Raw genomic sequence first — 18,592 nt, 5'->3', positions numbered from 1 at the left:
CCGACCCGCGAAAGCGCCACCATACTCGCTCCAGGCCAGCACCCCACCCCGCCAAGGAGAACGCCATGCCGCACTGGCTGGTCATCGACCTCGAAGCCACCACCGAAGAGGGTGGCTGGCCACTGGAAGACATGGAAATCATCGAGATCGGCGCCAGCCTGGTCGGTGCCGACGGGCATGAGGTGGATCACTTCCAGCGCTTCGTACGCCCCGCAAGGCGCCCTTGCCTGACCGGCTTCTGCCGGCAACTCACCCATATCAACCAGGCAGACGTGGACAGCGCCGCCAGCCTGCCCCTGGTCTGGCCGGCCTTCGAGCGCTGGCTCGGCCACCACCGCCCGCGCCTCGCGGGCTGGGCCAGCTGGGGCGACTACGACCGCCGGCAACTGGAACAGGAATGGCAACTCCACGGCCTCGACAGCCTGCTGAACGCGGTGCCCCACCTGAACCTCAAGCAACGCTTCGCCGAGGTGCGCCAACTCAAGCGCGCCGTGGGCCTGCACACCGCCCTGCAACTGGCCGGCCTGAACTTCCAGGGCCAGCAGCACCGCGCCCTGGAAGACGCCCGCAACACCGCACGCCTGCTGCCCCTGGTGCTGCCTGCCTGAATGCGTGGGAGCTAGTGACGCTGGAACATGCCTTGGGCATACTGTCGGGCCCTTTCAGACCCTTTCAGCCCCCTTCAGGAGTCCAGCATGTTCAAGGTCAACGAGTACTTCGACGGCACCGTCAAATCCATCGCCTTCGGCATGACCGACGGCCCGGCCACCATCGGCGTGATGGCCCCCGGTGAATATGAATTCGGCACCAGCCAGCTGGAAGTGATGCACGTCGTCGCCGGCGCCCTGACCGTGAAACTGCCGGGCAGCGAAAACTGGGAAACCTTCGCCGCCGGTACCCAGTTCACCGTTCCGGCCAACAGCAAGTTCCAGCTGAAAGTGGCTCAAGACACCGCCTACCTCTGCGAATACCGCTGAAAGCCTGCTCACGATCAGCTGCGCGCCGGCCCTGCGGCGTTAAAAGCAGGCTCGGACTGCCTATTTACAGCTCGTAAACTCCGCGTCCTCGCCTGCTTTTGCCTTGCATGGCTCTAGCTCGCTGGATCGTGAACAGACTCTAAGGTTCGACCGCAGTGAAAAAGCCCCGCGATGCGGGGCTTTTTTGTGGGTATCGGATTAGCGGGGTTGTGTGATGGTCATTGCCAGGCTCCGCGTTGACGGATCGGACCGCCCGAAGGGCTAGCGGTGACTCGCGCCGGCGAGCGCCAAACAGTCTTGATGCCCATCCCGGACTGAAACGAAGCAGAGAAGATGACGCCGCGCAAAACGCCCCTTCAGGAGGCCGCGCGGAATCGTTGTGGAGGAGGACGAGCGGCATGGATGCCGCGAGAGCCGCGCAGGGCCATGGATGGCCCTTCGCGGCGGGCCTCCGGAACGGCGATGTAGCAAGGGAAGTTTGGCGAAGCCAAACCCGGATGGTGGGGCAAGCCCTCTTGGTTACTTCTGGGGCGACTGCCAGAAGTGACTCGCCCGGGAAGGCGAAACAGAAACCCGAAAGCCCCCTCGGCAATGAGCTGAACCACTATCTCCAAGCCAACGGAAAAACCGGCCCAAAGGCCGGCTCAACCACCACTCAGATCAGATTCGGCTCCATCTCCAGCTCCACGCCGAACTTCGCAAGGATATCCGCGCGGATACGCTCGGCGAGCGCGTGCAGCTGGCCGCCGGTGGCGCCGCCGTAGTTGACCAGCACCAGGGCCTGCAGCCGATGCACCCCGGCGTCGCCGTCGCGATAGCCCTTCCAGCCGGCCTTGTCGATCAACCAGCCGGCGGCCAGCTTCACCTGGCCGTCGGCCTGGGGATAGGCCACCAGGTCGGCGTGCTCACTGCGCAGGCGCTCGGCCAGCTGGGCGCTGACCAGGGGGTTCTTGAAGAAGCTGCCGGCGTTGCCCAGCACCGCCGGGTCCGGCAGCTTCTCGCTGCGAATGGCGCAAATGGCGCGACTGACGTCCGCCGGCGTCGGCGCCGCGATACCTTCGGCCTGCAGCCGCTGGCGAACCGGGCCGTAGTCCAGGTGCAGCATTGCTGCGCGGCTGAGGTTGAACCGCACCCGCAGGATCAGCCAGCGGCCGGGCTCACGCTTGAACAGGCTGTCGCGGTAGGCGAACTGGCACTGCTCCAGGCCGAATTCACGCAGCTCGCCGGTGGTCCGGTCCAGCGCGGTCAACCCGGCGAACACGTCCTTCAGCTCGACGCCATAGGCGCCGATGTTCTGCATGGGCGCGGCGCCCACGGTGCCGGGGATCAGGCTGAGGTTCTCCAGCCCGCCCAGCCCCTGCTCCAGGGTCCGGAGCACCAGCGGGTGCCAGGGTTCGCCGGCCTCGGCTTCCAGCAGCACCTTCATCCCGTCGTCGACCAGGATGCGAATGCCACGGCTGGCCATGCGCAGCACCAGGGCATCGACGTCGCGGGTCAGCAGCAGGTTGCTGCCACCGCCTATCACCAGCAGCGGCAGGCCGCGCTCGGCCGCCAGGGCAATGGCCGCGCGAACCTCGGCGTCGTTGTTGGCCTCGGCGAACAGACGCGCACTGACATCCACGCCGAAGGTGTTGAAGGGTTTCAGGGATTGGTTTTCTTGCAGGACCAGGCTCACAGGCGCCCCTTGATTTCCAGGATCAGCGCGTCGCAGGCCTGCTCCACCAGATCGAGCACCGCCTCGAAGCCATCTTCTCCGCCGTAGTAAGGGTCCGGCACCTCGTCCAGCTGCAGCTGGTAGCGACGCAGGAACAGGTCCACCTCGGCCACCGACTTGCCCGGATTCAGGCTGCGCAGGTTGGCCAGGTTGCTCTCGTCCATCGCCAGGATCAGGTCGAAGCCGCCGAAGTCTTCCACGGACACCTGCCGCGCGCGCAACTGGGACAGGTCATAACCGCGACGCTGCGCGGCCACGCGAGTGCGCGCATCCGGCGCCTTGCCCACGTGCCAGTCACCGGTGCCGGCCGAATCCACCTGCACCTGCTCGAGCAGGCCCGCCTCGCGCAGCTTGTGCCGCAGCACGCCTTCGGCGGTCGGTGAACGGCAGATATTGCCGAGGCAAACGAACAGAACGCGCATCAGGCCCCCAGCAAGCGCCGCACGCGCTCCAGGTCTTCAGCGGTATCGACGCCCGCAGGCGGTGCTTCCAGGGCATCGGCCACATGGATGCGCACGCCATGCCAGAGCGCACGCAGCTGCTCCAGGCATTCGGTGTTCTCCAGCCAGCACGGGCCCCAGGCGACGAAGTCGTGGAGGAAACCGGCGCGGTAGGCGTAGATGCCGATATGACGGCGATACGGCACCTCGGCCGGGAGCTGCTCGCGGCTGACGGCAAAGGCGTCGCGGGCCCAGGGCAGCGGCGCGCGGCTGAAGGTCAGGGCCAGGCCGTTGAGGTCGGCGGCCACCTTCACCACGTTGGGATTGAACAGTGCCTGCACGTCCTGGATCGGCTCGGCCAGGGTGGCGATGCCGGCTTCCGGGTGGGCGGCCAGGTTGGCGGCCACCTGGTCGATGATGGCCGGCGGAATCAACGGCTCGTCACCCTGCACGTTGACCACGATGGCGTCACTGGCCAGGCCCAGCTGGGTAGCCACTTCGGCGAGGCGATCGGTACCGGAGTTGTGGTCGACGCGGGTCAGCAGCACCTCGGCGCCAAAGGCCTGGCAGGCCTCGACGATGCGCGCATCATCGGTGGCCACCACCACGCGCTCGGCGGCGCTGCGCCGTGCCTGCTCCCAGACGTGCTGGACCATCGGCTTGCCGGCGATGTCCTGCAGCGGCTTGCCGGGCAGGCGGGTGGAGGCGTAGCGGGCCGGGATGACGACGGTGAAGGCCTGGGTCATTTGTCCAGTCGCTCGTCGACATTGAGGGTGCGCGCCTCGCCTTCGAGCATCACCGGGATGCCATCGCGCACCGGGAACGCCAGGGCGTCGGCCTTGCAGACCAGTTCGCTCTTGTCTTCAGCGAGCTTCAGCGGGCCCTTGCACAGGGGGCAGGCGAGGATATCGAGGAGTTTCGGGTCCATGGGGTGAATCCTTCAGAGGGCAGCCCTGGAGCTGCCTGGGTTAGAGATGGTCTGGCAGGAGGCGGGACAGCTGCCCGTCGAACCAAGCGACGAAGGCCGGCGACGGCGCGGCATCGACGGCCAGGTACCACCAATCGGCGGCGGCGAAGGCCCGGCATTTCACCGCATCCTTCTCGGTCATCAGCAACGGCAGCGCTGGTGCGAATTCCAGGGTCTGCGGGCTGTAGACCGCGTGATCGGCGAACGGGTGCGGAATCGGGCGCCAGTTTAGCGCCTCCAGGGTTGCGAAGAAACGCTGCGGGTTGCCGATGCCGGCCACGGCATGCACGGCCTGGCCCGGCGGGAAACGATCGAGCCCGACGCGCTCGCCGGTTCGCAGATTGACCAGCGCGCTCGGCTGCAAGGTGAAGGCGAAGCCGTCGGGGCTGTCGCTCGATGCGCCGTTGCGCAGGACCGCATCCACCGCAGCCAGGCGCTCCGGCGGCTCGCGCAGGGGGCCGGCCGGCAGGCAGCGGCGATTGCCCAGGCCCCGCGCGGCGTCGATCAGCACCAGTTCCAGGTCGCGACCCAGACGGTAATGCTGCAGGCCATCGTCGCTGAGGACCAGGTCCAGCTCTTCCTGCTCCAGCAGCGCGCGCACGGCACGGGAGCGGTCCGGATCGATCATCAGCGGCACGCCGCTGCGCTGGACGATCAGCAAGGGTTCGTCGCCGGCCTGTTCAGCGCCCTGCTCCGCGCGCACCCGCCAGGGCAGCTCCGGTGGCGTGGCGCCATAGCCACGACTGACCACGCCGACGCGCAGCCCGCGGGCGCGGCAGTGCTCGATCAACCAGAGGATCATGGGGGTCTTGCCGGTGCCGCCTACCGTGATGTTGCCCACGACTATGAGCGGTACCGGGGGCCGGTAGCTGTCGCTGCCCCCTGAGAGGAAGGCCGCGCGCTTGCGCACGGCCACCCGCCGGTAGAGCCACTCCAGCGGCCGCAGCAGGTGCAGGGCCGGGTGGCCCCGGTACCAGGCGTCCAGCAGACGGTCGGAGAAGGCCATCAGGGCTGCTTGGCCGCGTCGGCCTCGATGGTGGTCATGCGCAGCTGGCTGAAACCGAGTTTGCCGGCGGCATCCATGGCGGTGATCACCGACTGGTGGGTGGTGCGGGCATCGGCGTTGATCACCAGCGGCAGGCTGTTGTCGCCTTCCGACTCGCGGCCCAGGGCCGCGATCAGGGTCGCCAGGTCGCTTTTCACCAGGTTCTGGCCATTGAGCGAATACTGGCCATCGGCGCCGATGGAGAGCTCCAGGGTCTTGAGCTGGGTTTCCTCGGGCGGCGTGCCGCTCACCGCTTCCGGCAGCTCGATCTTCAGCTGGTTGGGCTTGCTGAAGGTGGTGGTAACCACGAAGAACAGCAACAGCACGAAGATCACGTCGATCAACGAAGTGAGGTTGAGGAACACCTCTTCGCGGGCGACATTGCCCGCCCGGCGGCGGAACTTCACGCTTTGGCTTCCTCTGCGAAGTCGACTTCGCGGTCACCCTGGACCACTTCCACCAGTTTGATCGCTTCCTGCTCCATGGCCACCACCAGCTCGTCGACGCGGCGCAGCAGGTAGCGATGGAAGAAGACCGCCGGGATGGCGACGATCAGGCCGGCCGCGGTGGTCACCAGGGCCTTGGCGATACCGCCGGCCAGGACCGGCGCGTTGGCCATGCCGTTTTCCATGAAGCCGCCGAAGATCTCGATCATGCCGAACACCGTGCCCAACAGGCCCAGTAGCGGTGCCATGGCGGCGATGGTGCCCAGGGCATTGAGGTAGCGTTCCAGCTCGTGGATGACCCGACTGGCGGCCTCCTCGATGCACTCCTTCATGATCTCGCGACCATGCTTGGAGTTGGCCAGGCCCGCGGCCAGTACTTCACCCAGGGGCGAGGAAGCGCGCAGCTCCTTGAGCTTCTGCGCGTTCAGCTGTTTGTCCTTGATCTGGCGCCAGACCTGACCCAGCAGATGCGGCGGCGAAACCCGGCTCAGACGCAGGGTCCACAGGCGCTCGGCAACGATCGCGGTAGCGGCGATGGAACTCAGAATGATCGGCAGCATCATCCAGCCACCGGCTTTGACCAACTCCCACACGGTAGGAAATCCCCTTCGGAAAAGTGGCGCCACTCTAGCATAGGGTCAGGCCCTCGCCGACCGCCCCCGTTCTCATTTTTCCCTCCAGAACACAGACTTTTCCCGCTCGGACTCAGGCTCGCCTCCGCGCCCCAGCTGCAGCAGCAACTGCCCCTCCACCGCCGTGTCATGGAGCCCAGCTGGCAAAGCCTCTATGCGCGAGACGACCAACGGATGCGGATGACCGTAGGCGTTCAAGTGGCCTCGGGAGATCAACACCTTCTCCGGTGCCACGGCACGCAGGAAGAAGCTGCTGGAGGATGTCCGGCTGCCATGGTGGCCGGCCACAAGCCAGCGTGCCGCCAGGGGCTGGCCGCTGGCGATCCAGGCCGCCTCGCCACGGGCGCTGAGATCGCCGGCGAGCAACAGCCGCTCGCCGCCGGCCTGGACCGCCAGGACGCAGGAACTGTCGTTGCTGTCGCCGCCCGGCGGCGGCTGCCAGATCCGGAAGTCCACCCCATCCCAACGCCAGGCCTCCCCCGCCGAACAGCGCTCGGCGCCCAGCACGACCGGCAGGCGCTCCGGCTCGCCGCTGAGCACCCGCTTCACCGCCAGCCCTCGCCCCACGGCCATGGCGCCACCGGCATGGTCGGCGTCGCCATGGCTGATCAGCATCAGGTCCAGCCGGCTCACCCCGAGGCCACGCAGGGTCGGCACCACCACCCGCTCGCCGAGATCGAAGTCGCCCCGGCGCAGACCGGCATCGTAGAGCAGCGCATGCTCGCGAGTTCGCACCAGCACCGAGAGCCCCTGCCCCACGTCCAGCACCCGTACCTCGGCTTCACCGTGGGCCGGACGGTCCAGGGGCGGAAACAGCATCGGCAGCAGCAGCGCCAGGCCAAGCGCGCGCACGGGCAGGCCGGCCGGCGCGATCAACAGCAGCGCACCAAGCGCGCCCAGCCCCCAGGCCCAGAAGGGGATCTGCGCTGGTATCCAGGCTGGTAGCTGCAGGGCGATCCAGGCCAGCACCAGGAACAGCAGCTCCAGCGCACCGCCGGCCAGCCAGAGCAGCGCCTCGCCGAGCAATGGCACGCCCAGCAACAGGGTTCCCAGCAATGCCAGGGGCAGTACCAGCAGGCTGATCCAGGGCACCGCCAGCAGGTTGGCCAGCGGGCCGCTGAAACTGATGGGCAGGGCCAGCGCCATCAACAGGGGCGCCAGGCCCAGCCCCATCACCCACTGGGCACGCCACCAGGTCAGCCACCAGGGCCAGGCCCCGAGGCGTCCGGCGAAGGCCAGCACCAGCAGCGCCACCGCGCCGAAGGACAACCAGAAACCCGGCTGCAACACCACCAGGGGTTCGGCCAGCAGTACCACGCAGAGAGCGGCCAGCAAGGGGGTCAGGACCCCGAGGTGACGAAAGCGCACGCGCCAGAGCAGGACCACGGCCAACATCACGCAGGCCCGTTGCACCGGCACTTCAAAGCCGGCCAACAGGCCATAGCCGAGCCCGCCGGCGAAGGCCAGGGTGCAGGCCCAGGGCAACCAGGGCAGGCGCCTCGGCCAAAGACCGAAACGCGCCAGCAGCGCCACCAGCCCATAGAGGACGCCGGCGAACAGTGTGATGTGCTGGCCGGAAATCACCATCAGGTGGGTGGTGCCGGTATCCCGCAACAATTGCCAGTCCGCGTCCCGGAGGCCGGAACCATCTCCCAGCACCAGCGCGGCGAGTCCGCCGGCGCGACCCTGCGCATCCACCGCCAGCAGACGCTGGCGCAGGGCTTCACGCCAGGCAACGGGGCCCTCCGCCGCCTGCAGGCGCTCGCCTGCTTTCACCGAGCCGGTGGCGCCGATGCGCCGGGCCAGCAACCAGGCCTCGTAGTCGAAGGTCGCCGGATTCACCAGGCCGCGCGGCCGCTTGAGGCTTACCGCCAGGCGCCAGCGCTCCCCGGCCAGCACAGGTGGCCCCTGGTGCCACGACAGGCGCAAGCGCCCGGGCAGGTGCGCCCGATCGGCGTGGATATCCTCCAGCTCGAAGCGCACCACGCCCTCGGCGCTGGCGGGCAAACCCACCACCCTCCCCTCCAACCAGCGCACCTGACCGTCGAGCCCGGGCGCCAGCCGATCATCCAGGGCCCACTGGGCACTCAGGCACGCCCAGCCGAGACCGAGCGCGAAGAGCCCCAGGCGCCAGGCGCGGGAGCCCAGCAGCAATAAGCCGAGAACGAGTTGCAGGTAGAGCCACCAGAGCGGTGGCAAGCCGGGCATCCAGCGCAGCATGAGCAGCCCGGCGGCGAGTGCGGCCAGGCCCGAGAGCATGGGCATCCGATCTCCCTTCCCTGGGACGGGATGCGTGCAATGCGTCGGACCACCTTGCGCAGGTCGATCCGGCCGCCACACTTCCCTTTAAATTTGCCGACACAAAGTGACCCGGCGATGTAATTTCCGTGTGTGCATAATACCCGGCGCTTCCGTCGCCAGAGACCGCCCATGCCGCGTCGTATCTTCAAACGCTACATGCCGAATCCGGACACTATCCGGGAACACAAGTCGCTGCGATTTCTCGGCGCCCTGATCCATGACCCGAACCTCTGGCACCTCAATCGTCATTCGGTTTCCCGCGCCATGGCCATGGGCCTTTTCGCCGCCTTCGTGCCCATTCCCATGCAGATGCTGCTGGCCGCCGCCCTCGCCATCATGGTGCGCGCGAACCTGCCGATTTCGGTGGGCCTGGTCTGGCTCACCAACCCCATCACCATGCCGCCGGTCTTCTACTGCACCTACAAGATGGGTGCCTGGATCATGCAGATCGCTCCGCGCGCGCTGCCCGACGAACTGACCTTTGAGTGGATCACGCAGGAACTTTCCACCCTGTGGCAGCCGTTCCTCCTAGGCTCTCTGGTCTGCGGCGTGCTGGTGGGCGCCCTGGGCTACATGCTGACCATGCTTTATTGGCGCTGGTGGGTGGGCCATAGCTGGCGCAAGCGCCAGAAAGCCCGGCGAGAAACCAGCCGCTGAAACGAAAAAACGCCGCATTAGATGCGGCGTTTTCTTTTCCTGCCTGTTGCCTTATTCGTACCGCAAGGCCTCGGCCGGATGGGTCTGGGCTGCGCGCCAGGCCGGGTAGAGGGTGGCCAGGAAGCTCAGCACCAGGGCAGCACCGCAGATCAGCAGTACGTCGCCCAGTTGCAGTTCGGATGGCAGGTAGCTGACGAAGTAGACGTCGGAGCTGAAGATCTGCCGGCCGCTGATACGCTCGAGCGCGGCGATCCAGGTGCTGACGTTGAGGGCGCTGATGACCCCCAGCACGGTACCGATCAAGGTACCGATCACGCCAATCACGCTGCCTTGGACCATGAACACCGCCATGATCTGCCGGGGCGTGGCGCCCAGGGTGCGAAGGATTGCGATATCCGCGCGCTTGTCGGCGACCACCATGATCAGGGTGGCGATGATATTGAAGGCGGCCACGGCGACGATCAGCAGCAGGAGCAGGCCGATCATGGTCTTCTCCATCTTCATGGCGCTGAACAGGCTGCCCTGGGTATGGGTCCAGTCATCGGCGCGGTAGCCCTGGCCCAGCTCGGCGACAATCTGCTTGGACACCTCCGGCGCCAGGAACAGGTCTTTCAGGGCGATGCGCACGCTTTGCACATGGCCCTCCGGCAAGCGTTGGATCGCCGAGGCGTCGGCGATATTGACCAGCGCGAGCGAGTTGTCCAGCTCGGCACCGACCTTGAATACCCCCACCACGCTGAAGCGCTGCATGCGCGGCGTGATGCCACCCGGCGCGCTACTCACCTCGGGCACGATCAGGGTCAGCTTGTCGCCGACGTTGAGGCGGAAGCGCCGCGCGGTGATCTCGCCGATAACGATGCCCGACTCACCTGGCTGCAGGGAGTTCAGGGCGCCCTGGACCATGTGCTGGCCGATGATGGAGACCTTGGTCTCCTCATTGGGGTCGATGCCGTTGATCTGCACCGGCTGCATCATGCCCTTGAAGGAGAGCATGCCCTCCAGCTCGGCGAAGGGCACCGCGCCCACCACCTGCGGATGCTTCAGGGCGACATCGGCCACCCGCCGCCAGTCGTCCAGGGGCTGCTCGGCGCTCAGCGTCGCATGGGACACCATGCCGAGGATGCGCGAGCGCATTTCCTTCTGGAAACCGTTCATCACCGAGAGCACCACGATCATGGCCAGCACGCCGAGGGCGAGGCCGATCATCGAGGTCAGGGAAATGAACGAGATGAAGTGGTTACGGCGCTTGGCGCGGGTATAGCGCGCACCGATGAAGATCGGGAGAGGTCTGAACATCTCAGGCAGCCACCAGTCGGCCTTCTTCCAGGCGCAGCACCCGGTCCATCTGGCGGGCCAGCTGCAGGTCATGGGTCACCACAAGGAAGGCGGTGCGCAGGGAACCGCTCAGTTCGAGCATCAGCTCCTGGATGCCATGGGCGGTGTGCTGGTCGAGGTTGCCGGTGGGCTCGTCGAGCAGCACCAGTGCCGGGTTGTTGACCAAGGCACGGGCAATGGCCACGCGCTGGCGCTCGCCGCCGGAGAGCTCCGCCGGCTTGTGCGACAGGCGATGGCCCAGGCCGACCCGCTCCAGCAGCGCGGTGGAGCGCTGGCGCGCCTCGGCGATGGTGGTGCGGCCGATCAGCAGCGGCATGCAGACGTTCTCCAGGGCGGTGAACTCCGGCAGCAGGTGGTGGAACTGGTAGACGAAGCCCAGGGCGCGGTTGCGCAGCAGGCCACGGGCGGTCTCGCTCAGGGCGGACAGCTCTTCGCCGGCCAGCCAGACGCTGCCCTTGCTCGGCGTATCCAGCCCGCCCAGCATGTTCAGCAGGGTGCTCTTGCCGGAGCCGGAGCTGCCCACGATCGCCACCCGCTCGCCCGGATGCAGTTCCAGCTCGACGCCGGACAGCACTTCGACCGATTGCGGGCCCTCCTCGTAGCTCTTGCCCAGGTTGCGGCAACTCAGGACTGCCTTGTTACTCATAGCGCAAAGCCTCTGCTGGCTGGGTGCGCGCGGCACGCCAGGCGGGATAAAGGGTGGCGAGGAAGCTCAGGACCAGCGCGGCGGAACAGACCAGCACCACGTCCTCGGCCATCAGCTGGGATGGCAGGTAATCGATGAAGTACACCTCGGCGCTGAGGAACTTGTGCCCCAGCAACCGCTCCAGCAGGGCGATGGCGCTGCTGACGTTGAGCGCGGCGAGTATGCCCAGCACGCCGCCGATGAAGGTGCCGACCACGCCGATCACCGTGCCCTGGACCATGAAGATGCCCATGATCTGCCTGGGGGTCGCTCCCAGGGTACGGAGGATGGCGATGTCGCCGCGCTTGTCGGTCACCACCATCACCAGGGTGGAGATGATGTTGAAGGCGGCCACCGCCACGATCAGCAGCAGGAGCAGGCCGATCATGGCTTTTTCCATCTTGATCGCCTGGTAGAGATTGCCGTGGGTACGGGTCCAGTCGCGGGCATAAAAGTCCTCGCCCTTCAGCTCGCCGGCGATCTGCCAGGCCACCCGGGGCGCCTGGAACAGGTCGTCGAGCTTCAGGCGCAGGCCCTGCACCTGATCCGGCTGCCAGCGTTTCAGGCGCGCCACGTCGGACAGGTTGGCGATGGCCAGGAAACCATCCAGCTCACCGGCGCCCACGTGGAAGATGCCGACCACGGTGAAGCGCTTCATGCGCGGGAACACGCCGGCCGGGGTAACCGCCACTTCCGGCAGCACGAAGGTGACCTTGTCACCCATGCCCACGCCGAGCTTGCTGGCGGCCCGGTCGCCGATGACGATGCCGAACTCGCCAGGCTTGAGCGCCGCCAGGCTGCCCTCGCGGAAGAAGTCGCCGATGATGGAGACCTTGGACTCTTCCTCGGGATCGACGGCATTGACCAGCGCCTTCTGCACCTTGCCGCCGGCGGTCAGCAGCCCCTGCACCTGGGTGTAGGGCGCCACGGCCTTGACTTCGGAATGGCGGGCCACGCCTTCGGCCAGCTTGCGCCAGTCGTTGATCGGCACGGCGGACTCCACCGTGGCGTGGGGCACCATGCCCAGCACGCGGGTGCGCATCTCGTAGTCGAAGCCGTTCATTACCGACAGCACCAGGATCATCACCAGCACACCGAGGGCCAGGCCGATCATGGAAGTCAGGGAAATGAACGAGACGAAATAGTTGCGGCGCTTGGCGCGGGTATAGCGGGCGCCTATGTACAGGGACAGCGGTCTGAACATGGAAATGGAGTTCGCTGGCGAAAGAAGGGACGTCCTTGTGGCGGGGCTTGGCAGGCAGCGTTTACACTCAAATCCGTTGGTGCCCTGCCGCGGTGCCCCGAGGCGGCGCAAACGGACATGCAAGCAACGCAACTGCTCTTCGACCACCACCGCTGCCATGGGTTCGCCATGTCGACACGAGACGCGGATGACCGCCGCGAATACTACCGTATCGAAGATACGATCGCACTCGAATTTCAGCCGCTGAAACAGGGCGAAACAGCTGATGGAAGCAGCTCTGGCGGCGCTTCCGAGCTCTTCGACCTGCTCAGCGAGCTGCACCTCATGGACTTCGAATCCCAGCACTTGCTGCGGCATATCCATGAGCGCGACCGCACCCTGGCCAGCTACCTGAAGGTGATCAACAAGCGCATCGACCTCCTCGGCCAGGCCCTGGCCAGGAGCCTGTTGCGGGACATAGGTCCGGCGCGCCAGGTCACCCTGTCCGAAGGCGGCCTGGGCTTCACCAGCGGCCAGCCCATCGAGCCCGGCACCCGTCTGGCGATCCGCATGGTGCTCATGCCCCAGGCCCTCGGCCTGCTGCTGAGCGCGCTGGTGATCCACAATCAGCCGCGCGAGGACGGCCAGTTCGATATCGGTACCGAGTTCGACGCCCTGACCGATGCCCAGCGCCAACTCCTGGCCCGACACATACTGCAGAAGCAGGCCCAGCAGAGACGCCAGGCCCGTGAACGCTCCTCCCCTTCCAGCTGAGACCCCTGCATGACGCGCCCCGGCCTGTTGCTGACCTGCTTGCTCCTCGCGCTGCCCGTGGCTGCCGAAACCATCGAGATCCCGGTCGGCGACCAGGGCGATCTCGGCCTCGTGCTGCCCGCCCGCGGCGATAGCCAGCGCGCGGTGCTGGAGCGCTTCGGCCTGCCGGACCAGGAGCACCCGGCGGTGGGCCAACCCCCCATCAGCCGTTGGGACTACCGTGAGTTCTCGGTCTACTTCGAAAGCGGCCGCGTGATCGACAGCGTCCGCCACCATCAACCCAGAGCACCAAGGGATTAAACGTGACCCTGATCTACGGCCATCGAGGCGCCAAGGGCGAAAGCCCGGAAAATACCCTGGCCAGCTTCCAGCACTGCCTGTCACACGGCGTGAAGCATTGCGAGCTGGACCTGCACCTTTCCCGCGACGGCGAGCTGATGGTGATCCACGACCCCAGCCTGAAGCGCACCACCGGCCGCCGCGGCAAGGTGGCAGAGCACGACGCCGAGGAACTGGAGACCTACGACGCGCGCAAGGGCGGCCCGGGTTGGCTGAGGCCCTGCCCCATCCCGCGCCTGGCGACCCTGTTCGAGCAGTGCGACTTCGAGCACTGGCAACTGGAGGTCAAGAGCGCCTCGCGGACACGCGCCGCGCGTACGGTGCTGGCGATCCAGGCATTGACCGAACGCTTCGGGCTGAAGGACAAGGTGACGGTCACCTCCAGCTCGCGCGAGGTGCTGCGCGCGCTGAACCGGCTGGCCCCCGAGCTGTCCCGTGGCCTGGTGGCGGAGTACGCCTGGCTGGACCCGCTGAAGGTGGCCAAGCACCACGGCTGCGACATGCTCGCGCTGAACTGGACCCTGTGCACCCCGGAGCGCCTGCTGCGAGCGCAGAAGCAAGGGCTGCACGTGTCGGTATGGACGGTCAACGAGCCGGCCCTGATGCGCCGCCTCGCCGACTTCGGCGCGGACAGCATCATCACCGACTTCCCCGGCGTGGCCGCCAAGACCCTCGGGCTGCGCTGAAACCCTGCGCCCCATTCCCCGGATTGCATCCGGGCTACCGAGAGGCAATCGATGGGATTCGCAGGCTCTACCCATCCTACCGGCTCAGCCTCGGCACGAGCTGGCTTCGTAGGATGGGTCGAGCGAAGCGATACCCATGCGGACAGGGCTGATGGGCATCGCAAGCTCAACCCATTCTACGTGGCTTCATCGGTCCACCTTGCAAGGTTTGGCCAGGCGCCGATGGTGTATGTGAAAAGCGACATCCACCCTACCGATCCCCCATGAAAAAACCGGCCGCAAGGGCCGGTTTTTTCATTCAAGGCGTCACCTGATCAGAAGCTCTCCCGGTTCGGCCAGCGCCAGTGCCGCGTATCACCGAGAGGGTCCTCGCCGGCCGGCTCAGGCGCCCGGCCGGTGCCGCTCAAAAAAGCCGGTTGAGGCCGTCGAACGCCGCCACCCGATAGGCTTCCGCCATGGTCGGGTAGTTGAAGGTGGTGTTGATGAAGTACTTGATGCTGTTCGCCTCGCCCTTCTGGTTCATGATCGCCTGGCCGATGTGGACGATTTCCGAGGCCTGATAGCCGAAGCAATGCACGCCGAGGATTTCCAGGGTCTCGCGGTGGAAGAGGATCTTCAGCATGCCCACCGGCTCGTGGGAAATCTGCGCGCGGGCCATGCCCTTGAAGAAGGCCTTGCCCACTTCGTAGGGGATCTTCGCCTGGGTCAGTTCCTTCTCGGTCTTGCCGAGGGAGCTGATCTCCGGAATGGTGTAGATGCCGGTAGGCACGTCGTCGACGAAGCGCCAGCTGTCGTTCTCCACCGCACTGCCGGCGGCCGAACGGCCCTGGTCGGCGGCGGCGCTGGCCAGGCTCGGCCAGCCGATCACGTCACCGGCGGCGAAGATGTTGCTGACCTCGGTGCGGTAGTACTGGTCGACATTGATCTGGCCACGGCTGTTGACCTTGATGCCGATGTTCTCCAGCCCCAGCTTGTCGGTGTTGCCGGTACGACCGTTGCACCACAACAGGCAGTCCGCCTTGATCTTCTTGCCGGATTTCAGGTGCAGGATCACACCGTTGTCCAGGCCCTCGATACGCTCGTACTCCTCGTTGTGGCGAATCAGCACGTTGTTGTTGCGCAGGTGGTAGCTGAGGGCGTCGGAAATCTCGTCGTCGAGGAAGCTGAGCAGTTGGTCGCGGTTGTCGATCAGGTCCACCAGCACGCCCAGGCCGCTGAAGATCGAGGCGTACTCGGAGCCGATCACGCCGGCACCGTAGATGATGATGCGGCGCGGAGTGTGGGTCAGGCTGAGGATGGTGTCGCTGTCGTAGATGCGCGGGTGGCCGAAGTCGACGTCCGACGGGCGATAGGGGCGCGAGCCGGTGGCGACGATGACCTGCTTGGCCACCAGTTTTTCCACCACACCGCTGGCGCAGACCACTTCCACGGTCTGTTCGTCGGAGAAGCTGGCGGTACCGAAGAACACGTCGACGCGGTTGCGCGCATAGAAGCCCGTGCGCGAAGCCACCTGCTTGGAGATGACCCGCTCGGCGCTCTTCAGCACGTCGGGGAAGGAGAACCAGCGCGGCTCGCCGATCTGGCGGAACAGCGGGTTGGTGTTGTACTGCATGATCTGCCGTACCGAGTGGCGCAGGGCCTTGGACGGGATGGTGCCGAGGTGGGTGCAGTTGCCGCCGACCAGCGGGCGGTTGTCCACCACCGCCACCTTGCGTCCGGCCTTGGCGGCGTTCATCGCCGCGCCCTCACCCGCCGGGCCTGAACCCAGCACCACTACGTCATAGTTGTAGACAGCCATGCTTACTCCTCATAACGGGCCGGGGCGCCCTCTGGCGCCCCCGGCAAGGTCCGCGGCACTCGCCACCGCGGAATTCGGAACCTGTTTCGGCGATCCCTGGCGGGACCTTGAACTGGCGTGCAGCTTAGCCGAGCCGCTTGGCGCTGCACATTAGCGCTTGGTCGCGTCGTAGGCGAGTTCTGAATCCACTACATCGCCCTCGCGGCGCACTTCTTCGCATTTCTCGCGATTGCCGCCACAGATAGAGCACTCCTTCTCTATCCCCAGGTTGGCGATGCCACCGCAGGAACCGGCGATGGGTTTGCGGCCCATGATCACGCCCACGGCCATGCCCAGCACCACCAGCAGCATGATCAGGAACACCAGCACGAAGGTCATTTCGATTTCTCCTGTTGCTCGAACAGCTCGCGGAAACGGCTGCTGCCATGGCTGACGAAGCCCTCGCCAGCACGGGTCACGAAGAAGGCGGCGATGCCTTGGCGTTCAGCATAGGCCTCGCCCGCCTCAGGTCCCAGCACCATCAGCAGGGTGGACAGGCCGTCCGCCCGCAGGGCCGACTCGTCCACCACCGTCACCGCCGCCAGGCTGTGGCTGATGGGCGCCCCCGTCTTGGGGTCGATGGTGTGGGAATAGCGCTTGCCGTTCTTTTCAAAGTAGTTGCGGTAGTCGCCCGAGGTGGAAACGCCCAGCCCATCGAGCTGGACGATCTTCTGCGCCACCTGGCGATCATCCCGTGGCGCCTCGATGGCGATGCGCCAGGGCATGCCGTCGGGCTTGCGGCCGACCGCCTTCAGCTCTCCTGTGATTTCCACCAGTGCGCTGCCCACGCCCAGCTCGCCCAGGCGCGCCACCACGCGGTCCACCGCATAGCCGGCGGCGATGCTGTTGAAGTCGAGCTGCACGGGGGCGTCCTTGCACAGCTCCTGGCCACGGACGGTCAGGTGCTGCTGGCCCACAACGGCCTTGGCGGCGGCAATGGCCTCAGGGCTGGGCACCTGGTCGCCACGGGACTGCGGGCCGAAGCCCCAGAGGTTGAGCAAGGGCTCCACCGTCATGTCGAAGGCGCCGTCGCTGTCCTTCGACAACTGCCCGGCGAAGGCCACCAGCTCCAGCATGGGCCCCGGCAGCGCCAGGCAGCTGCCGGCGGGCAAGGCATTGAAGCGTTCCACCTCGGAGTCGTTGCGGTAGGTGGACATCTGCCGGTCGATCTCGGCCAGTATGCCTTCCACCTCGCCGCGCGCCTGCTCCACCGACGGACCGGAGGCGCCGCGCACGTATTTCACCGAATAGCTGCTGCCCATGGTGGGGCCGCCGAACTGTTCCAGCGTTTCGCCGCACCCGGCCAGCAGCAGGCTGGCCGAGAGCAGCAGGACGAGCGATCTAGCCACCGAAATCGTCCAGCAGGATGTTCTCGCGCTCGACGCCGAGGTCGAGAAGCATCTTGATCACCGCGGCGTTCATCATCGGCGGGCCGCACATGTAGAACTCGCAGTCCTCGGGGGCCGGATGGTCCTTGAGGTAATTCTCGAAGAGCACGTTGTGGATGAAGCCCTTGAGGCCGGTCCAGTTGTCTTCCGGCTGCGGGTCGGACAGCGCCAGGTGCCACTGGAAGTTCGGGTTCTCGGCGGCCAGCTGGTCGTACTCTTCGGTGTAGAAGGCCTCGCGCAGTGAGCGCGCGCCGTACCAGAAGCTGATCTTGCGCTTGGAGCCGAGGCGCTTGAGCTGGTCGAAGATGTGCGAGCGCATGGGCGCCATGCCGGCGCCGCCGCCGATGAAGACCATCTCGGCATCGGTGTCCTTGGCGAAGAACTCGCCGAAGGGACCATAGACCGTGACCTTGTCACCGGGCTTGAGGCTGAATACCCAGGAAGACATCTGCCCCGGGGGCAGCGCATCCTTGCCGGGCGGCGGCGAGGCGATGCGGATGTTGAATTTGACGATGCCCTTCTCGTCCGGGTAGTTGGCCATGGAGTAGGCGCGGATCACCGTTTCGTCCACCTTGGACACGTACTTCCACTGGTTGAACTTGTCCCAGTCGCCCCGGTATTCCGGCTGGATGTCGAAGTCCTTGTAGGCCACCTGGTGCGGCGGGCACTCCAGCTGCACGTAGCCACCGGCGCGGAAGTCCACGCTCTCCCCTTCCGGCAGGCGCAGGGTCAGTTCCTTGATGAAGGTGGCCACGTTGGGGTTGGACTCCACCGTGCATTCCCACTTCTTCACGCCGAAGACTTCTTCCGGCACCTCGATGTGCATGTCCTGCTTCACCGGGGTCTGGCAGGACAGGCGCCAGCCTTCCTTCGCCTGGCGGCGGGTGAAGTGGGATTCCTCGGTGGGCAGCATCTCGCCACCACCGCTCTCGACGATGCACTTGCACTGGGCGCAGGTGCCGCCGCCGCCGCAGGCGGACGAGAGGAAGACGTTCTGCGCCGCGAGGGTCTGCAGCAGCTTGCCGCCGGCCGGGACGGTGATGGTCCGCTCGCCGTTGATCAGGATGTTCACGTCGCCGCTGGATACCAGCTTGGCGCGTGCCGCCAGGATGATCACCACCAGTCCGAGGACGATGGCAGTGAACATGCCGATGGCGAGGAAGATTTCGAAACTCAGCATGTCCTT

At 66.3% G+C, this 18,592-nt stretch carries 21 protein-coding genes; 6 read left to right on the top strand and 15 right to left on the bottom strand.

What is annotated here, in order from left to right:
- Positions 1-65: 65 nt before the first annotated feature.
- Together PCA10_RS10655 and ppnP are read left to right on the top strand one after the other, a co-directional pair.
- Positions 66-608 carry a 3'-5' exonuclease gene (locus PCA10_RS10655; RefSeq protein WP_016492084.1) on the top strand — a complete coding sequence of 181 codons (543 nt, stop codon included), beginning with the start codon at positions 66-68 and terminating at the stop codon, positions 606-608.
- 87 nt (positions 609-695) lie between these two features.
- Positions 696-977: a pyrimidine/purine nucleoside phosphorylase gene (ppnP, locus tag PCA10_RS10650; RefSeq protein WP_016492083.1), complete on the top strand. Its 282-nt coding sequence runs from the start codon at positions 696-698 to the stop codon at positions 975-977.
- A gap of 655 nt (positions 978-1,632) precedes the next feature.
- On the opposite strand, the gene murB is transcribed toward ppnP, so the two are convergent.
- The 8 genes from murB to PCA10_RS10610 all read right to left on the bottom strand — a co-directional run bounded on the left by murB (position 1,633) and on the right by PCA10_RS10610 (position 8,480).
- Positions 1,633-2,652, bottom strand: coding sequence for a UDP-N-acetylmuramate dehydrogenase (gene murB, locus PCA10_RS10645; RefSeq protein WP_016492082.1), 1,020 nt, complete (start codon positions 2,650-2,652; stop codon positions 1,633-1,635).
- Positions 2,649-3,113, bottom strand: a complete 465-nt coding sequence (locus PCA10_RS10640; protein ID WP_016492081.1) for a low molecular weight protein-tyrosine-phosphatase — start codon at positions 3,111-3,113, stop codon at positions 2,649-2,651. Before PCA10_RS10640 ends, murB begins: the two co-directional genes overlap by 4 nt.
- Entirely contained in the window at positions 3,113-3,877 is a 765-nt protein-coding gene (gene kdsB / locus PCA10_RS10635; protein ID WP_016492080.1) for a 3-deoxy-manno-octulosonate cytidylyltransferase, read from the bottom strand. The genes PCA10_RS10640 and kdsB overlap by 1 nt, the downstream gene beginning before the upstream one ends.
- Complete coding sequence (locus PCA10_RS10630) at positions 3,874-4,059, bottom strand: Trm112 family protein (RefSeq protein WP_016492079.1); 186 nt, start codon at positions 4,057-4,059, stop codon at positions 3,874-3,876. Before PCA10_RS10630 ends, kdsB begins: the two co-directional genes overlap by 4 nt.
- A gap of 40 nt (positions 4,060-4,099) precedes the next feature.
- Complete coding sequence (lpxK, locus tag PCA10_RS10625) at positions 4,100-5,104, bottom strand: tetraacyldisaccharide 4'-kinase (protein WP_016492078.1); 1,005 nt, start codon at positions 5,102-5,104, stop codon at positions 4,100-4,102.
- Complete coding sequence (locus PCA10_RS10620) at positions 5,104-5,550, bottom strand: ExbD/TolR family protein (RefSeq protein WP_016492077.1); 447 nt, start codon at positions 5,548-5,550, stop codon at positions 5,104-5,106. The genes lpxK and PCA10_RS10620 overlap by 1 nt, the downstream gene beginning before the upstream one ends.
- Entirely contained in the window at positions 5,547-6,182 is a 636-nt protein-coding gene (locus tag PCA10_RS10615; protein WP_016492076.1) for a MotA/TolQ/ExbB proton channel family protein, read from the bottom strand. The genes PCA10_RS10620 and PCA10_RS10615 overlap by 4 nt, the downstream gene beginning before the upstream one ends.
- Before the next feature lie 72 nt (positions 6,183-6,254).
- Positions 6,255-8,480 carry a DNA internalization-related competence protein ComEC/Rec2 gene (locus tag PCA10_RS10610; protein ID WP_041770628.1) on the bottom strand — a complete coding sequence of 742 codons (2,226 nt, stop codon included), beginning with the start codon at positions 8,478-8,480 and terminating at the stop codon, positions 6,255-6,257.
- 171 nt (positions 8,481-8,651) lie between these two features.
- Here PCA10_RS10610 and PCA10_RS10605 point away from each other — a divergent pair, with 171 nt between their 5' ends.
- Entirely contained in the window at positions 8,652-9,179 is a 528-nt protein-coding gene (locus PCA10_RS10605; RefSeq protein WP_016492074.1) for a DUF2062 domain-containing protein, read from the top strand.
- A gap of 51 nt (positions 9,180-9,230) precedes the next feature.
- On the opposite strand, the gene PCA10_RS10600 is transcribed toward PCA10_RS10605, so the two are convergent.
- Genes PCA10_RS10600 through PCA10_RS10590 form a run of 3 tightly spaced genes read right to left on the bottom strand, consistent with a single transcriptional unit; the run spans position 9,231 to position 12,403 of the window.
- A complete protein-coding gene (locus PCA10_RS10600; protein ID WP_016492073.1) occupies positions 9,231-10,475 on the bottom strand; it encodes a lipoprotein-releasing ABC transporter permease subunit in 1,245 nt (414 codons plus the stop codon).
- Position 10,476: 1 nt separating this feature from the next.
- Positions 10,477-11,160 (bottom strand): lipoprotein-releasing ABC transporter ATP-binding protein LolD, encoded by a 684-nt coding sequence (gene lolD, locus PCA10_RS10595; RefSeq protein WP_016492072.1) that lies wholly within the window; start codon positions 11,158-11,160, stop codon positions 10,477-10,479.
- Positions 11,153-12,403 (bottom strand): lipoprotein-releasing ABC transporter permease subunit, encoded by a 1,251-nt coding sequence (locus PCA10_RS10590; protein WP_016492071.1) that lies wholly within the window; start codon positions 12,401-12,403, stop codon positions 11,153-11,155. The genes lolD and PCA10_RS10590 overlap by 8 nt, the downstream gene beginning before the upstream one ends.
- Positions 12,404-12,571: 168 nt before the next feature.
- On the opposite strand from PCA10_RS10590, the gene PCA10_RS10585 reads away from it, so the two are divergent.
- Genes PCA10_RS10585 through PCA10_RS10575 form a run of 3 tightly spaced genes read left to right on the top strand, consistent with a single transcriptional unit; the run spans position 12,572 to position 14,181 of the window.
- Entirely contained in the window at positions 12,572-13,156 is a 585-nt protein-coding gene (locus tag PCA10_RS10585) for a PilZ domain-containing protein (RefSeq protein WP_041770627.1), read from the top strand.
- A gap of 9 nt (positions 13,157-13,165) precedes the next feature.
- On the top strand, positions 13,166-13,456 hold the full coding sequence (locus tag PCA10_RS10580; protein ID WP_016492069.1) for a hypothetical protein: 291 nt from the start codon (positions 13,166-13,168) through the stop codon (positions 13,454-13,456).
- 2 nt (positions 13,457-13,458) lie between these two features.
- Entirely contained in the window at positions 13,459-14,181 is a 723-nt protein-coding gene (locus PCA10_RS10575; protein WP_016492068.1) for a glycerophosphodiester phosphodiesterase, read from the top strand.
- Between the two features lie 403 nt (positions 14,182-14,584).
- Here PCA10_RS10575 and sthA read toward each other — a convergent pair whose 3' ends face one another.
- From sthA to nqrF, 4 genes are all read right to left on the bottom strand, one after another.
- A complete protein-coding gene (gene sthA / locus PCA10_RS10570) occupies positions 14,585-15,979 on the bottom strand; it encodes a Si-specific NAD(P)(+) transhydrogenase (RefSeq protein WP_016492067.1) in 1,395 nt (464 codons plus the stop codon).
- Between the two features lie 150 nt (positions 15,980-16,129).
- Positions 16,130-16,357, bottom strand: a complete 228-nt coding sequence (gene nqrM / locus PCA10_RS10565; RefSeq protein WP_016492066.1) for a (Na+)-NQR maturation NqrM — start codon at positions 16,355-16,357, stop codon at positions 16,130-16,132.
- The gene (locus PCA10_RS10560) at positions 16,354-17,367 is read right to left on the bottom strand and encodes an FAD:protein FMN transferase (RefSeq protein ID WP_016492065.1); all 1,014 of its coding nucleotides are present in this window, start codon (positions 17,365-17,367) and stop codon (positions 16,354-16,356) included. Before PCA10_RS10560 ends, nqrM begins: the two co-directional genes overlap by 4 nt.
- On the bottom strand, positions 17,360-18,586 hold the full coding sequence (gene nqrF, locus PCA10_RS10555) for an NADH:ubiquinone reductase (Na(+)-transporting) subunit F (protein ID WP_016492064.1): 1,227 nt from the start codon (positions 18,584-18,586) through the stop codon (positions 17,360-17,362). Before nqrF ends, PCA10_RS10560 begins: the two co-directional genes overlap by 8 nt.
- Positions 18,587-18,592: the final 6 nt, after the last annotated feature.

This window comes from Pseudomonas resinovorans NBRC 106553, from assembly GCF_000412695.1.
GTDB classification, from domain to species: domain Bacteria; phylum Pseudomonadota; class Gammaproteobacteria; order Pseudomonadales; family Pseudomonadaceae; genus Metapseudomonas; species Metapseudomonas resinovorans_A.
The sequence above is the reverse complement of the archived record's forward strand: the minus strand, read 5'-3'. Positions and strand labels throughout refer to the sequence as shown.

Bases quoted from the DNA above. Each gene is read 5' to 3' on its own strand.
- PCA10_RS10610 (WP_041770628.1), bottom strand. From the start codon at position 8,480: ATGCTCTCGGGCCTGGCCGCACTCGCCGCCGGGCTGCTCATGCTGCGC.
- ppnP (WP_016492083.1), top strand. From the start codon at position 696: ATGTTCAAGGTCAACGAGTACTTCGACGGCACCGTCAAATCCATCGCC.
- nqrF (WP_016492064.1), bottom strand. From the start codon at position 18,586: ATGCTGAGTTTCGAAATCTTCCTCGCCATCGGCATGTTCACTGCCATC.
- PCA10_RS10640 (WP_016492081.1), bottom strand. From the start codon at position 3,113: ATGCGCGTTCTGTTCGTTTGCCTCGGCAATATCTGCCGTTCACCGACC.
- nqrM (WP_016492066.1), bottom strand. From the start codon at position 16,357: ATGACCTTCGTGCTGGTGTTCCTGATCATGCTGCTGGTGGTGCTGGGC.
- PCA10_RS10600 (WP_016492073.1), bottom strand. From the start codon at position 10,475: ATGTTCAGACCTCTCCCGATCTTCATCGGTGCGCGCTATACCCGCGCC.
- PCA10_RS10605 (WP_016492074.1), top strand. From the start codon at position 8,652: ATGCCGCGTCGTATCTTCAAACGCTACATGCCGAATCCGGACACTATC.
- sthA (WP_016492067.1), bottom strand. From the start codon at position 15,979: ATGGCTGTCTACAACTATGACGTAGTGGTGCTGGGTTCAGGCCCGGCG.
- PCA10_RS10630 (WP_016492079.1), bottom strand. From the start codon at position 4,059: ATGGACCCGAAACTCCTCGATATCCTCGCCTGCCCCCTGTGCAAGGGC.
- kdsB (WP_016492080.1), bottom strand. From the start codon at position 3,877: ATGACCCAGGCCTTCACCGTCGTCATCCCGGCCCGCTACGCCTCCACC.
- PCA10_RS10590 (WP_016492071.1), bottom strand. From the start codon at position 12,403: ATGTTCAGACCGCTGTCCCTGTACATAGGCGCCCGCTATACCCGCGCC.
- PCA10_RS10585 (WP_041770627.1), top strand. From the start codon at position 12,572: ATGTCGACACGAGACGCGGATGACCGCCGCGAATACTACCGTATCGAA.
- PCA10_RS10580 (WP_016492069.1), top strand. From the start codon at position 13,166: ATGACGCGCCCCGGCCTGTTGCTGACCTGCTTGCTCCTCGCGCTGCCC.
- PCA10_RS10655 (WP_016492084.1), top strand. From the start codon at position 66: ATGCCGCACTGGCTGGTCATCGACCTCGAAGCCACCACCGAAGAGGGT.
- lolD (WP_016492072.1), bottom strand. From the start codon at position 11,160: ATGAGTAACAAGGCAGTCCTGAGTTGCCGCAACCTGGGCAAGAGCTAC.
- lpxK (WP_016492078.1), bottom strand. From the start codon at position 5,104: ATGGCCTTCTCCGACCGTCTGCTGGACGCCTGGTACCGGGGCCACCCG.